Source organism: Kitasatospora sp. NPDC004272 (assembly GCF_053603035.1).
Genome location: NZ_JBSGET010000075.1, coordinates 26,103 through 40,031, shown reverse-complemented (window position 1 = coordinate 40,031; position 13,929 = coordinate 26,103). Strand labels below are relative to the sequence as shown.

At 68.5% G+C, this 13,929-nt stretch carries 11 protein-coding genes, 1 tRNA gene and 1 pseudogene; 8 read left to right on the top strand and 5 right to left on the bottom strand.

Annotation, left to right across the window (positions count from 1 at the left end; all coding sequences use genetic code 11):
- Positions 1-259: hypothetical protein (locus ACWEO5_RS22755; RefSeq protein WP_452164124.1), on the bottom strand; the 259-nt coding region annotated here is incomplete at its 3' end.
- Between the two features lie 751 nt (positions 260-1,010).
- Between ACWEO5_RS22755 and ACWEO5_RS22750 the strand changes: the two genes are divergently transcribed.
- Entirely contained in the window at positions 1,011-7,511 is a 6,501-nt protein-coding gene (locus tag ACWEO5_RS22750; protein ID WP_452164123.1) for an RHS repeat-associated core domain-containing protein, read from the top strand.
- A 4-nt stretch (positions 7,512-7,515) separates the two neighbouring features.
- The gene (locus tag ACWEO5_RS22745; RefSeq protein ID WP_452164122.1) at positions 7,516-7,785 is read left to right on the top strand and encodes a hypothetical protein; all 270 of its coding nucleotides are present in this window, start codon (positions 7,516-7,518) and stop codon (positions 7,783-7,785) included.
- A gap of 306 nt (positions 7,786-8,091) precedes the next feature.
- Here ACWEO5_RS22745 and ACWEO5_RS22740 read toward each other — a convergent pair.
- Positions 8,092-8,840, bottom strand: a pseudogene (locus tag ACWEO5_RS22740) (transposase family protein).
- A 458-nt stretch (positions 8,841-9,298) separates the two neighbouring features.
- Between ACWEO5_RS22740 and ACWEO5_RS22735 the strand changes: the two are divergent.
- The 3 genes from ACWEO5_RS22735 to ACWEO5_RS22725 all read left to right on the top strand — a co-directional run bounded on the left by ACWEO5_RS22735 (position 9,299) and on the right by ACWEO5_RS22725 (position 10,968).
- Positions 9,299-9,390, top strand: a tRNA-Pro gene (locus ACWEO5_RS22735).
- 512 nt (positions 9,391-9,902) lie between these two features.
- The gene (locus ACWEO5_RS22730; protein WP_452164121.1) at positions 9,903-10,385 is read left to right on the top strand and encodes a hypothetical protein; all 483 of its coding nucleotides are present in this window, start codon (positions 9,903-9,905) and stop codon (positions 10,383-10,385) included.
- Positions 10,386-10,419: 34 nt separating this feature from the next.
- Entirely contained in the window at positions 10,420-10,968 is a 549-nt protein-coding gene (locus ACWEO5_RS22725; RefSeq protein WP_452164120.1) for a hypothetical protein, read from the top strand.
- A 117-nt stretch (positions 10,969-11,085) separates the two neighbouring features.
- On the opposite strand, the gene ACWEO5_RS22720 is transcribed toward ACWEO5_RS22725, so the two are convergent.
- Entirely contained in the window at positions 11,086-11,283 is a 198-nt protein-coding gene (locus ACWEO5_RS22720) for a hypothetical protein (RefSeq protein ID WP_452164119.1), read from the bottom strand.
- 209 nt (positions 11,284-11,492) lie between these two features.
- Between ACWEO5_RS22720 and ACWEO5_RS22715 the strand changes: the two genes are divergently transcribed.
- Together ACWEO5_RS22715 and ACWEO5_RS22710 are read left to right on the top strand one after the other, a co-directional pair.
- A complete protein-coding gene (locus tag ACWEO5_RS22715; protein ID WP_452164118.1) occupies positions 11,493-12,095 on the top strand; it encodes a hypothetical protein in 603 nt (200 codons plus the stop codon).
- Positions 12,092-12,361, top strand: coding sequence for a substrate-binding domain-containing protein (locus ACWEO5_RS22710; RefSeq protein ID WP_452164117.1), 270 nt, complete (start codon positions 12,092-12,094; stop codon positions 12,359-12,361). The genes ACWEO5_RS22715 and ACWEO5_RS22710 overlap by 4 nt, the downstream gene beginning before the upstream one ends.
- A gap of 110 nt (positions 12,362-12,471) precedes the next feature.
- On the opposite strand, the gene ACWEO5_RS22705 is transcribed toward ACWEO5_RS22710, so the two are convergent.
- Positions 12,472-12,828, bottom strand: coding sequence for a restriction endonuclease (locus tag ACWEO5_RS22705; protein ID WP_452164116.1), 357 nt, complete (start codon positions 12,826-12,828; stop codon positions 12,472-12,474).
- Here ACWEO5_RS22705 and ACWEO5_RS22700 point away from each other — a divergent pair, their 5' ends adjacent.
- Positions 12,829-13,095 carry a hypothetical protein gene (locus tag ACWEO5_RS22700; protein WP_452164114.1) on the top strand — a complete coding sequence of 89 codons (267 nt, stop codon included), beginning with the start codon at positions 12,829-12,831 and terminating at the stop codon, positions 13,093-13,095. It begins immediately after the preceding gene.
- A gap of 132 nt (positions 13,096-13,227) precedes the next feature.
- On the opposite strand, the gene ACWEO5_RS22695 is transcribed toward ACWEO5_RS22700, so the two are convergent.
- Complete coding sequence (locus tag ACWEO5_RS22695; RefSeq protein WP_452164113.1) at positions 13,228-13,803, bottom strand: Dps family protein; 576 nt, start codon at positions 13,801-13,803, stop codon at positions 13,228-13,230.
- Positions 13,804-13,929 lie beyond the last annotated feature (126 nt).

The following is a 13,929-nucleotide window of genomic DNA, read 5'->3' as shown; positions in this document are numbered from 1 at the left end:
AGGCGTCGACCGCAGCCCAGTCACCGCCCTTCTTCACCCGCACCGGCCGGACGTTCTCGGTCCGGGTCAGCGTCCCGTCCGGATTGGCCACCGTCAGGCTGGTCTCGGTGGTCAAGGCATCGACCGTCATCGGCTTCCCGCTCCTGCGAGCCTCGGCCCGGGCCAGTTGGACCGGGCCGTCCGGGGCCGGTCCCTGCTGGGCGGCGGTGGGCGGCGTGCTGTTGCCCGGCGCCACGGCGAACGGCCGGTCGTCGGCCACCGCCTGCCCCGTCACACCGGCCAGCACGGCACCGGCCAGCGCCAGTAGCGCGACGGCGCGGTGCCGCGTCCGCCTTCGGAGCGGTCTCCCATTAACTGTGTGCACTACGGTCCCCTAGCAATTGCAAAATCTTGATCAAATGCGAAGGCCTCCTCGAAGCCACGCATCACCGACAGTCGCCCAAAATCCATGGAACGTGTCCGATTCGCCCTGTCAGATACCGCTATGGCATGCCTGGACATGACGATCCGTCACTCTGTTTTCAGAGATTTCCACGACCGGTCGGCAGGGAAGGGTATTGCGACCGAAGCCCCGTGGCAATAGCGTGCCGCCGCTGCCAGACATATGCTCTGACCTGGGCAAAATCTGGCTACCCGTCAGCTGACTTACCATCAGAAATATCGGAGCCCCCTTGTCAAATCGAATAAGACGCCCCGCTCGCGTGCGCAAACAGCTCAGATTCCGAGGACTGACCGTCGCCACGACGATCGCCGCCGCAATGTCCTTGATAGTCCCGCTCGCCGGTGCGACCGTCGTGGGCCCTTACCATTACGATGGCGAACTCTGGGCGGCGGACCAACTGCCCACCAGCCCGAAAGTCACCGGGCACAACGCCAACGCCTCTGCGAAGGTGGACCACGGCGTCGCGGCCGGTTCGCGCGAGTTGAGCATTCACAAGGCATCACCTGCCAAGTGGCCCTCCGCCTCGGCCTCCACCGTGCGATTGGGCGGCAGCAGCCTGTTCGGGGGCGTGGCGCTGTCTGCCCCCACCGACACCGCCAAATTCAAGAAGAAGGCACCGACCGCACTGCGGGTCGAGATCACCGACCGCGCGAAGGCCCAGGCAGCGAACGTCGACGGCCTGCTGGTCGGCCTCGAGCCGGTCGACAGCACCGACTCCGGCCGGGCCGTCACGATCGCCGTCGACTACGACTCCATCGCCCAAGCCTACGGCGGTGGTTGGGCCTCGCGCCTGCACCTGGTACAGATGCCCGCCTGCGCACTGACCACCCCGCAGTACGACTCCTGCCGCACCCGCGTCCCCCTTGAGACGGTCAACGACCCGGTCACCCACAAGCTGACCGCGACTGTGCAACTCCCCGCGCAGGAAACCGCGTCGGCCACCGCCGACGGCGTGCCCACGATGCGGCTCGACGCTCTCGCGGCCACCGGGACGGCCGTCGCGGCGGTCTCCGGCACCGGCGGATCGCAGGGCAGCTACACTGCCACCTCGCTGTCGGCATCCGGGAACTGGGGATCGAGCCAGGGCTCGTTCACCTACAGCTATCCGATCAGTGTGCCGGCCTCCCTCGGTGGCACCCCGCCCTCGGTGGCGTTGTCGTACGACTCGCAGTCGGTGGACGGGAAGACCTCAGCGCGGAACTCGCAGGCGTCCTGGGTCGGCGACGGCTGGGAATTCACTCCCGGCTTCATCGAGCGCTCTTACCGTTCGTGCTCCGGCGACGGCGTCGCCGACTCCGGCGACGAGTGCTGGGCGGGTTGGAACGCCACCCTCTCGCTGGGCTCGCACTCCGGTGAACTGGTCCGCGACGGCAGCGGCGCCTACCACCTCCCGAACGACGACGGCACCAAGGTCGAGGACCTGAACGGCGCGTCCAACGGCCTGTGGAACGGAGAGTACTTCAAGGTCACCACGCCTGACGGCACCCAGTACTACCTGGGCCTCAATCACGCGCCCGGCACCACCTCCGACGCCGCCACCAACTCCGCCTGGGGCGTGCCGGTCTACCACCCGAACTCCGGCGACCCCTGCTACAGCAGCGCCTCCGGCAAGAACTCGCTCTGCCCGGCCAACCCCGGCTACCGGTTCAACCTCGACTTCGTCGTCGACCCCAACGGCAACGTCCAGCGCTACGACTGGGCGGCCGAGACCAACTGGTACAACCGCGGCTACGGCCAGGTCGCCGCGTCCGGCGGTGGCGGCACGATGAGCACCTACGTGCGCGGCGGCTACCCCACCCAGATCTCTTACGGCTACAAGCTCGCCGACGTCCGGGCCGGTCGTGAGCCCGCGGCCAAGGTGGTCTTCACCCCCGCCCAACGCTGCGTGACCTCCGACACCGTCTGCCAGTACGGCAACCTGTCGGCGGGCACTGCCACCAACTGGCCGGACGTCCCGTACAACCTCAACTGCACCTCCGGGATGGCGACTTCCGGCAGCGGCAGCAACGTCTGCCAGGTCGGCTCGCCGACCTTCTGGTCGACGGTCCGATTGAAGAGCATCACCACGAAGGTCAGGACCGGCAGTACCTGGTCCGACGTCGACTCCTACGCCCTCACCCATCTGTTCTCCGACGCCGGTGGCACGGTGGACCCGGTCACCGGCAAGACCGTCGACCCGGCCGACGCCGGCCAGTTGCAGGCCGTGATGTGGCTGTCCCAGATCCAACACACCGGCCTCGACACCTCCGCCGGCGGTAGCGGCAGCATCACCCTCGACCCGGTGGTCTTCAGCGGCATCGAGATGGACAACCGCGTCGACGGCGGCCCGGCCGCGCCCCCGCTGTGGCGACCCAGGATCTCCGCGGTCCGGACCGAGACCGGTGAGTCGATCACGGTCAAGTACCGCGACCCCGAGTGCTCCCGGACCACCGGCACCATGCCCACCTCCGCGGACAGCAACGCCATGGCCTGCTTCCCGGTGTACTGGGCGCCCTCCGGGGTGAAGGACCCGTCCCTGGACTGGTTCCACAAGACCCTGGTCGCCGAGATCGGCGACAACGACCTCACCACCGCCGGGTCACCGGCCCGCATCACCAAGTACGCCTACTCTGGCGGCGCCGCCTGGCACCGAGACGACTCCGACCTCACCGACGACCAGTACCGCACCTGGAACGACTACCGCGGCTACCGCACCGTCACCACCACCACCGGCGCCGCACCCGACCCGGTCACCCAGAGCAGCACGTCCTACTTCCAGGGCATGGACGGCGACTACAAGGCCGACGGCAGCAAGCGCAGCGTCAGCCTCGCCAACTCCCTGGGCGAGTCCACCACCGACAGCAACTGGCTGGCCGGCAGCAGCCAGGAGAGCACCGCCTACACCCAGGCTGGCGGCACGCCCGTCACCCGGACGCTGACGGCGGCGCCCGTGCTGACCACCACCGCCACCCGCACCCGCATCGCGTGGACGTCCAAGACCCCGCCGCCCGCCCTCTCCACCCTGCCCGCCCTGGTGGCCCTGCGCCCGCAGAGCGCCGGCAGCCGGACCCTGGAGCTGAAGGCCGACGGCACCTGGCGCACCACCCGGACCGACACGACCTTCGACAGCCTGGGCCGACCGAGCCAGAGCGACGACAAGGGCGACCTGGCGGACCCCTCGCAGGAGGTGTGCACCACCGTCTCCTACGCGAACGCCCCGGCGTCCAACCCGATGGTGCTCAACCTCCCCAAGGAGACGCTGACCGTCTCCGGCCCCTGCACCACGAAGGCCGGCAACAGCACGACGATCAAGCACGAGCGGGTGTTCTACGACGGTGACGGCACCGTCGCCAACCCGGGCGCGTTCGGCAGCACCGGCGGCAACGGCGCCACCGTGGGTCTGGTCACCGCCCGCCAGGTCGCTACCTCGTACGATGCCTCCGGCAACCCGGTCTTCCAGACCAACGGCGCCGTCAGCTATGACGCCTACGGCCGGATCACCTCCTCCCGCGACCTCGTGGGCAACACCACCACCAGCACCTACACGCCGGCGACGGACACCCTCGCCACCGCCGTCTCCAGCACCAATCCGGTTGGTTGGACCTCCACCAGCACCTACGCCCCGGCCCGCGGCCTGGTTACCCGGGCCGTCGATGCCAACGGGAAGGTCACCGAATCCACCTACGACGCGCTCGGCCGCCGCACCCAGATCTGGCTGCCCGGCCGTGACCGGTCGGCGGGCAAGACCCCTGATCGGACGTTCTCCTACACCCTTCACGGGGCCGGGGACCATCCCGCCCCGACCACGGTCACCAGCCAAACCCTGCGCGAGAACGAGTCCTACAGCACCTCAGTCGACATCTACGACGGCTTCCTTCAGCAGCGGCAGACCCAGAGCAGCACTGCCGACAACTCGGCGGGCCGCCTGATCTCCTCGACCCGGTACGACTCGCACGGCTGGGGGGTCTCCTCGACCGCGCCGTACGCCGACCCGAGCACCGCACCGAGCGGCACCTTGTTCGTGGAGAACGACAACACTCTCCTCTCGCAGACCGTCACCACCTACGACGGCCTCGGCCGACTTACCGTCAGCGCGCTGTTCAGCAAGGCCGCCAAGCTCTGGCAGTCCACCACCGCCTACCCCGGCGTGGACCGCACCGACCGCACCCCGCCGCTCGGCGGCAGTCCCACCACCCTCGTCACCGACGCCCGCGGCCGGACCGTCTCCAGCACAGTCCACGGAGGCCCCGGCGCCGACGCCACCACCACCTACGCCTACGGGTTCTCGGGCCTGGTGTCCTCCCTGACCGACGCCGTCGGCAACTCCTGGACCTACACCTACGACCTGCTGGGCCGGCAGACCTCCCAGAGTGACCCGGACACCGGCACGTCCAGCGCCACCTACGACGCGCTGGGCCGGACCGCCACCACCAAGGACGCCCGCCAGCAAACCGTCTCCTACGCGTACGACACCCTCGACCGGCTGATCGGAACCTACGACGGCCCGAGCACCACCGACGCGACCAAGCAACTGACCGGGTACGTCTACGACACCCTTGCCAAGGGCTACCCGACCTCCAGCACCCGCTACGTCGGCGGATCCGGAACGGGCGGCAGCGCGTACACCACAGCGGTGTCCGGCTACAACACGGCTTATCAGCCCAACGGAACCACCGTCACCATTCCCGCAGCCGAAGGAAAGCTCGCCGGAACCTACACCGTCGGCGTCGACTACACCCCGAACGTCGGCCTGGTCGCGCACAGCACCTTCGGCGCGGACGGCGGACTCCCGTCCGAGTCGGTCGGCTACGGCTACAACCTGCAGGGCGGGCTGGTCAGTTCGGGCTCCGGACGGTTCACCCACTACCTGGACATTGCCAACTACAGCCCGCTGGGCCAGATCCTGCAGTCCACGTACGGCGATGCCGGCAAGCAGTACCGCACCGCCCAGACCTACGACGATGCCACCGCACGTCTGACCACCAACCGGGTCAGCCTGCAGACCGGCACCACGCCGCTCTCCGACACCACCTACGGCTACGACCAGGCGGGCAACCCCACCAGCGTCTCCGAGCGGCAGTCCGACGGCAGCAGTACCCCCGTCGCCGACACCCAGTGCTTCGGCTACGACGGCCTGAACCGGCTGACCACCGCTTGGACCGACACCGTCGGCACTACCGTGCCGACGGCGGGCCAGCTCGCCGCCTGTAACTCCACCACCCCAGCCCCGGCCACCATCGGCGGCCCGGCCCCCTACTGGGAGAGCTGGCAGTACGACCTGCTCGGCGACCGCACCCAGCAGGTCCAGCACGACCTGACGGGCAACATCGCCAAGGACACCACCCAGACCAGCAGCTACCCCGGCAACGGCACCACCAAGGCCACCCTGCCCAACCGGCTGACCACCGTCACCACCACCGGCCCGACCGGCACCGCCGTCCTCACCCCGCACTACGACGCGGCGGGCAACACCACGGACCGCGCCACCAGCGGGGCGTCCGTCAAGAACCAGACTTTCACCTACAACGCGGAGGGGCGGACTTCCGGCGTCGTCACCAGAACCGGCACCGGCGCCGACCAGACCTCCGGCTACCTGTACGACGCCAACGGCGACCTACTGATCCAGCGCGGCCCCACGGGCACGGTCCTCTACCTGTTCGGCGGCGCCGAACAGCTCACCCTGGACAGCACCGGCCAGACCGTCAGCGGCCTGCGCCGCTACCACAACCCCGACGGCACCACCATCGTCCGCTCCAGCAGCGGCACCGTCACCTACCAGCCCGCCAACCCCCAGGGCACCGCCCAGCTCCAGGTCGACGCCACCACCCTGGCGGTCACCCGGCGCTCCTTCGACCCGTACGGCAACCCGCGTGGCACCCAGCCCTCGGTCTGGGCCGACAACCGGGGCTACCTCGGCAAGCCCGCCGATACCACTACCGGCCTCGATCTGCTCGGCGCCCGCCACTACGACCCTGTCCTCGGCCGCTTCCTCACCGCCGATCCGGTGTTCGAAGCCGGTGACCCCAACCAGATGGGCGGCTACAGCTACGCGGGCGACAACCCCGTCGGCGGCAGCGACCCCAACGGACTGTTCAACGTGGCCCAGGCGGACGGCGGCGGTTACGACCCGAAGCCGGCGCAGTCGACGAAGCAGACCGCATGCGGCGCCGTCGACTCCCGGGTCTCCAGCTACCTGCTGGGCCAGACCACCTGCGGGAACACCATCGACGGCAACTCCGGCGCCAGCAGCTGGCAGATCCCGGACGCTCAGGACTGCACCGGACTCTCGGGTTGGCGGGCCATCTTCTGCCACCTCAACAACGCCAACTACCGCACCGGCATCGCCTCGGGGATGACCGGGGGCAGCGGCGGTGTCTTCAGCCCGGTGATGCCCGGCCCCAAGACGGGCGGCGGCGCCCACGCCGAGCCGGAGACCCCGAAGAAGCCTTCGGGTAACAGTGCGATCACAGCTGGTGAAGCTCCGGCCAGCGAGGCCACCATCGCGGCCGAACGAAACCTGGCCACACTCCAGGGCGCCCGGATCCAGGCGGAGGAGGCAGTACAGGAGTCCAACAGCGGAGTGAACCTGAAGAAGGGGCCCGCCGACCCCTCGGCCCCCGCCACCCCGAAGCCCGAACCCACCGATGGTAAAAGCAGTTCAAGTAATATCGGCAGTGGAGGGGCAGGTGCCACCCTGTACCACTACACGGACGAGAAGGGAATGCAGGGGATCCTTACATCCAATATCATAAAGGCATCCAGGGCTGAGGGCTATGAGCACACGCGCCACGGGGAAGGCGTATACCTGACCGACATCGCGCCAACGCGGGTCACCGCTGCAAATAAGCAGACCCTCAATCCGAAGGACGCCCAAAAGGGCGGGATTTCCAGAAATCAGCTGGTCGGAAGAATATTTGGCCGGGCCACTTCGCCAAACTGGCAGCGCTCCAACCGGTGGGTGGCCGTGGATGTCTCCGGCATCGAATTCGAAGTACCAGTTCCCAATGTTATGATAATTAGGACCAGTGAAGATCTCGACGTTTCTGGGCGCATCACAGGAAGTGGAACGACGCCCTTCTCGGAGGGATAAAAAAGTGAAAGAATACTTCAAAACGCTCCTTGAGACATGGCATGGGAATGATGCCACTCTTTATATTGAATTCACCAATGGGGTTCCCACTCGGCAGGTCTCCAATGTTGGGGAAAGGTGGCTTTCTTCTCGGGATGACTTCGATGACGACATCGGAATGCTCCTAACCGAGCCAAGGCTCACTTCTGGAGAGTTCAGCGATGGAGACAGGATCACTCCCGAAGAATTCGAGGACCTCTGGGAGAAGACCGAACCGACTGAAAATCATTCCTAGCACATAAATAAGCTATTTCGCGAGGCATGGAAACATGCCTCGCGTTTCTTATTTTCATTAGTTCCTGCACTCGTTCTGGCCATCCGCCGGAGGGGTCATCCTTTGCCCGATTGCCTGGACAGTCTCATGTCGGGAGGAATGGCTCCGGGGGAAATGGATCAAAGCAGCGATCCTCTTCCATCCTGATTTTTCGCTGGTCGTAGAACTGTGGATCATGAGGGTGTGGACGGCGGCCATCAGGCACGGCAGTTGCAGATCGTGATCTGTAGCGCGTCCTTGCTACTGAACTTGATTGCGTGAGCCTTTTCAGCGGTGCAGCTCAAGGGTGAGCACTGCTTTGGCTGCTGACGTCAGCCAGTTCGGGCCGCAGCGAGTATGTCGGAAGATCCTCCAGCGCTTCACGGTGGCCACGCCGCGCTCGACGGGGCAGCGGAGCCGGGCGTGTGCCCAGTTCAGCGACCGCTGCCCGTCCGTGAGTTCTCCGCGGGGCGGGCGCCTCGTGGGAACCGCGAACGTTCCGTCGGCGCCCGTGACACCATGTCGGCCAGGGCCGGGATACGGAGCCGGACGCAGGTCTTCACGATACGGTGGGTGCGGGCGGCGGTCAGGTCGTGGGTGCGGCCAGGCGGGGCGCGGGAGATTTACACGAGTTTGCCCGTGGAGCCGGTGATGACCTGGTGATTCACGCCGTGGCGGCGGTGCTTGCCCGAGTAGTCGGCGCGGCCGTCATCGACCCGGTCGCACTCGGCGAGGGTGCCGTCGACCAGGACGTACTCGGGTTCGGCTTCGTGCACGGCCCTGGTCAGGCCGGGGCCCTTTCTGGCGAGGAGGTCGGTGACCTGGTGGATGTAGGCGTGGGCGGTGCCGACGCTGATCCCGAAGCCGGCGGCGATCTGGGTGAGGGTGTCGTGCTTGCGCGGGTACACCAGCGCGACCAGGGCTCTTTGGGGCAGCGGGAGTTTGCACCGTCGGTCACCCTCGCGGGTGACGATGAGCATGGTGACCCACTCGACGAGCGCGTGTGGCAGGTCCAGTGCGGCAGGATAGGTGACCAACGAGGCTTTCTGGCTGGTTGTTTGAGACGTGAGACATCTCGCTCAACCGCCCGGGAGCCTCGTTCGTTCTGCCCTCATCCCCATCGACTGACCGTCACCTGATCGGTGGCCGCCCTGAAAAGGCTCACTGCATGTAGCCGATGGGTAGGTGCTCCTGATCCGCGCCGTAGAGGCTGCGCGACAGGTGAACCCGCAGGCCGAGGTCTCGGCCGACATCTCGGCAGGTAGCGCGTGGCTGGCGGAGGGCTGTTACTCCGTGTGTCTGAGCCCGGTGCCGGGCCGTGGGACCATTTTGGGACCAGCCGGATTGGCCGCTGGTTGCCACCGGTGGACACATGTGGACGCAGTTGGACATCTCTGGCCGTTGTCACAGCTGAGCTTCCGTCAGCCCACATGAAGTATGCGAGTGGCGCTGGTAAGCCAACTCTATTTTATGGAAGTCGAGTTGACCGCCTGCTCGGGACCCGTCGAGCAGACGGTCGATCGGAAGGCTGGCGAACTCCCTTGACTGGGGGTCAAGGGGTCGCAGGTTCAAATCCTGTCGTCCCGACCGCGAGTTTTCGCAGGTCGGAGGGCGCTTCCATCGGAAAGATGGAAGCGCCTTTTGTGTGTTGCGGGGTGGTGGTCGCATGGTGATCGCACCCCGATTGGCCTGAGGGTGCCGGCCGATGTCGGGCGGTGCCGGACAACTCGCCTTTTTCGGGCTGGAGTTGAGGCTGAATGGTCGCAGGCGGGGCCTCGTTGGCGGATGAGTTGGACTCTCCCGGAAGGGTGACCTGCCGCCAGAAGGTTGACGGGTATTGTGCGTGATCTTCCCGGGCGATGCCTGATCGATGAGGGATTATCCCGCTTTTCTGGCTCGTATGCGCCTCTGGCGCTCTGCTGGGTGGTCATTTCGGGGCGACCACCACGCGACCACCAGAGGCTGCCTGTGCCTGTTGAGCTGCTGCGTTCCCTTCAGGGCGCGTCAGGGGGTGTTTGTCCGTCTGCAAGGCGAGCGTCATTGGTGGGTGTTCGGACCGGGTTCGCTCTTTGCCCTGGGGATTCTCGGGCGGTGCCACGATGCTGAACCCGAACACGCGGGAGCTTCGGCTGGGGCGGATTCTTGCGGTCGGTGTTCCGTTGGGGCCGTTCGAAGACCTGCCGCTGGCCTGTTTCCGGTCGTCGTCCGGCCTGGGAAGGCTTCATGGCAGCGCGGATTGCGGGCAACTGCGATCGGCGCCGGCAGTTCTTTCTCGGGAGGTGCCGCTACTGCCGGCGATCGGGGAGTTGTGCGGGCATTGCGCCTGGCCGGTCCCGGGAGAGCATCCGTTCGCCGCTTTCACCGAAGCGGTGTCCTCCCTGGCGCCGTTGGGAGTCGGGGCGGATGCCGGGGGTGGGGAGCTGGAGCTTCTGATGGAGGCGGGGGCTGGTCGGACGGATCCGAATGCCGCGTGCGTGGGGTGGCGGCGCCTGCAGACGCAGTTGCTGGAGAGCCATGCGGTCGTGGCGGCGTATCCGTGGCTCGTGCCGTGGGGCCGGGCCGGTGCAGGCCGCCCTCGCTGATGCCGTTGAGCGCGTACGTCGGAACCTGGCGCTGTTGCTGGACGAGGATGCTCTGCTGGAGTCAGCCTGTGCCGCGGCTTTGCCGGCACCAGGGTTCGAGGGCGGGCCGGTCCTGGCGGCGCCGGGCCCGGGAGGGTCGTGGCTGTTGCAGGAGGCGTGGGCCCGCTGGCAGCAGGAGTGCGTTGCCGACTGGACCGGGCTGGAAGCCGGCAGGGGCGCGGCGGTCTCAGCGGTCTACGGGGCGTTCGGGAGCCGTCGGCGCGGCCGTGAGGAAGCTCTCGACGTGATGGATCGCCTGGTCGACGAGTGGAACGGCCGGGCTCGCGCGCTGGCCGTCCGACACGCGGACGGACCCCGCCGCCCGCTCACGATCGACCTGCCGCCGCTTCTCCGGGGCTGCAGCGGAGAGGAAGAAGATCGGCTCACCCGCTGGGAGGCGGGTGTTCTCGCGGTGCACCAGGTGGCCGTGCACTGGCCAGGCGGGAGTGTCGATCTGCTGGTGCCCCGGCCTGTGGCCGACCAGCTCCTGCGCGGTAGTTCCCTTACCGCTGACGGCGAAGGGCGAAGCCGCCCGGATTTTTGATGGATGGCCGCGGCCGCGGACGGCACGCGCGCCGGGCTCGGAGCCGACCGGATTCGGTGCGGCTCCGAGCCCGGAATGGGCGAAGCGGCAGCCTTCGGAAGGCGCGGCCTGGGGTTGTCAGGCGGCGCGTCCGAAGCGGTCGGGGTGGCCGGTGTCGAGGTGGGCTTCGGCGTGTGCGAGGGCGTCGGCCAGGGCGTGGACCGCTTCGTCGGCTGCGTGTTTGAGCAGGTGGCCGTAGATGTTGATGGTGGTGGTCAGGGTGGAGTGGCGCAGGGTCTTGGAGACCACCGCCATGGGCACACCGGAGGTGATCATGATGGTCCACGGTTCCACGCGCCGCCGGTCGGCGCCGCCGCGGCCGAGCGCCGATCGTGCCGGGAGGGCGCCGACCCCGGTGCTAAAGCCTGGCCCCGGACGAGGACCCGTACCGGCCGCGACCGAGGGGAGCCCGTCCGCTCCTCCGCCCGGGTCGCCCTCCCGCCCCTGCCCGTGCACCGCGCCCACCTCACGACCCTGGAGACGGGATGACCTTCACCCACCGCGACCGCACGCAGCCGGGCGCTCTGGGCCTGGTCCTCGCGCGCTCGACCCGGCTGTTCGGCACGGAGCCGTTCTTCATGGAGTTCATCGCCGGCATGGAGGCACGCCTGGTGACGCACGACATGTCGGTGCTCCTGCACGTGGTCCCCACCCGTGACGAGGAAATGGCCGCCTACCAGCGGTGGGCCAAGGGCGACCTGGTCGACGCGGTGGCAGTGGTCAACCTCACCGAGGGCGACCAACGCCCGGCCGCCCTGGATGAGTTGGGCCTGCCCGCGATCCTGGTCGGCACCTGGCCGGAGGACCTCTCCCGGCCGGCCGTCCGCACCGACGACGGCGGCCCGGTGCGCGAGGCCGTCGCCCGGCTCGCCGAGCTGGGCCACCGCTGCATCGCCCGGGTCTCCGGCCCGCTGTCCCTGCTGCACACCCAGGCCCGCTCCCTCGCCCAGCAGGAGGCGTGCCGGGAGGCGGGCATCGAGTCCGTGACCGTCGAGGGCGACTACACGGTCGAGTCCGGTGCACGGCTGACCACCGAACTGCTCACCCGCACCCCCGCCCCACGGCCGTCCTCTACGACAACGACGTGATGGCGGTCGCGGGCCTCGCCGCAGCCAAGGAACTCGGCCTGGAGGCTCCAGGCGACCTGTCCCTGATCGCCTGGGACGACTCCACGCTGTGCCGGCTGACCGCCCCGCCGCTGACCACCATGACCGTCGACGTGCACCGCTTCGGCGCGATGGTCGCCGAAGCCGCCCTGGAGCGGATCGCGGGACGCCCCGTCCCCGAATGCTGGTCCCCGACGGCGCACTTCGTGCAGCGCGGCACCACGGGGCCCGCACCGTCCGGGCAGTGACACCACCCGGTGGCGGCCGTGCCCCGGCCGCCACCGGACGGCCCGGCCCGCGGCCGACGCACGGGAAGCCGTAGGTGTCGCCAGTGCTGCCGAACTGGTGAAGCCCTCCTTCAGGCAACGTCGCCCGGCTGCCAGCCGGGTGGGAGCTTCGGGAGTCCGATCAGGGCGTCGAGGCCGAGGTGTTCGAGGAGCAGGGCTTTCAGGTTGCGGCCGTCGATCAGGTCGAGGCGCTGGCCGTTGCGGTGGGCGATCTCCCAACTGGACTTGCCGTACCAGGAGGTGGTGACGAGGACGCCGCGGGCGGCCTGCTTGTCCTGGAGGGTGCCGAGCAGGGCCCTGACGACCTCGGGGCTGACGACGTTCTTGGTGCGTTTGGCCTGGACGGCGATCACCGGGTCGCGCCGGACGGCGACGGCGTCGAGTCCGTCGTCGCGGGAGTTCTGGGTGCGCCAGGTCTCGTAGCCCACATGGCGGTGAAGAGTTCGCGCACCACGCGCTCGAACGCGAACGGGTCTGTCTGCAAAAGGTCCGGGCGGCTGTCGAGCGGGCCGACGGTGGCGGTGTCGACCGCGATCTTGAACCGGTCCGGCCGCTGGTCGTCGGCGGTCGCGGGGATGCTCGTCGGTGCTGCCGTCGGAGCCGTTCTGGTCGAGAGGTGCGGACTCGGCCGACCGATGCTGATCAACACGGCCCTGGTCGCCGCCGTCGCGCTCGGTTGCCGTGACCACGGCTGAACCGCGGTGCCTGTTCTGCCCGACTGGGGCCGCGGTCGTTCGGAAAGGACCGGCCATACGAGCCTCCGGTCCCGTCCGAACGGTGCGGACGGGACCGGGCGGCGGGGGACGGGAGGGGTGCGGCCATCCGGTTCAGACGCGGGTGAGCGGGGTGTCGACCAAGTGCTCGGCGAGGAACCAGACGTGGACCTCACCGGTGCGGACCACCTGCGAGACCAGCAGGTCGTTGGTGCCGTCGTCGCCCAGCTCGGCGGTGCGCGCCGCGGCGTCCCGGCTGTCGACCAGGATCGACTCGTGGGCGCGCAGCAGGCGCGAGAGCATCACCGGCACCTGTTCGGCGCCGTCCGGGGGGCGGGGGATCGAGGTGAGTTCGGCGACGTGCCGCGGGTCCCCCACGGCGACCCCGCCCAGGCTCTGGACGCGTTCGGCGAGCGCGTCCACCAGGGCCAGCTGTTCCTCGGCGTGCCGGTCGAACAGCTGGTGCAGTTGGAAGAAGGTGGCGCCGCGCACCGTCCAGTGGCTCTTCTTGTAGAGGGAGTACAGGATCTGGCTGTCCGCGAGCAACCGGTTGAGGCGCTGGCAGGAGTACGCGCGGGCGTCGTGGGTGAGGCCGAGCGGGTACAGCTTGACGGTGCCGAAGCCCTGCGCTTCGGGACCGCTCTGCTGGGTCATCGGCTGGCTGTTCGGCGGGGCGGCGGTCGTGTCCATGGTGGCACTCTCCGGTGACGGTGGCGGTGGCGGTGGCGGGGAAGCCGGCAGGCCGGGCCGGATCGCGGCCCGGCCCGCCGGGGCGCGGGCGGGTGGTCGTCCGCCCGGGGCGCGGGCGGGTGGCCT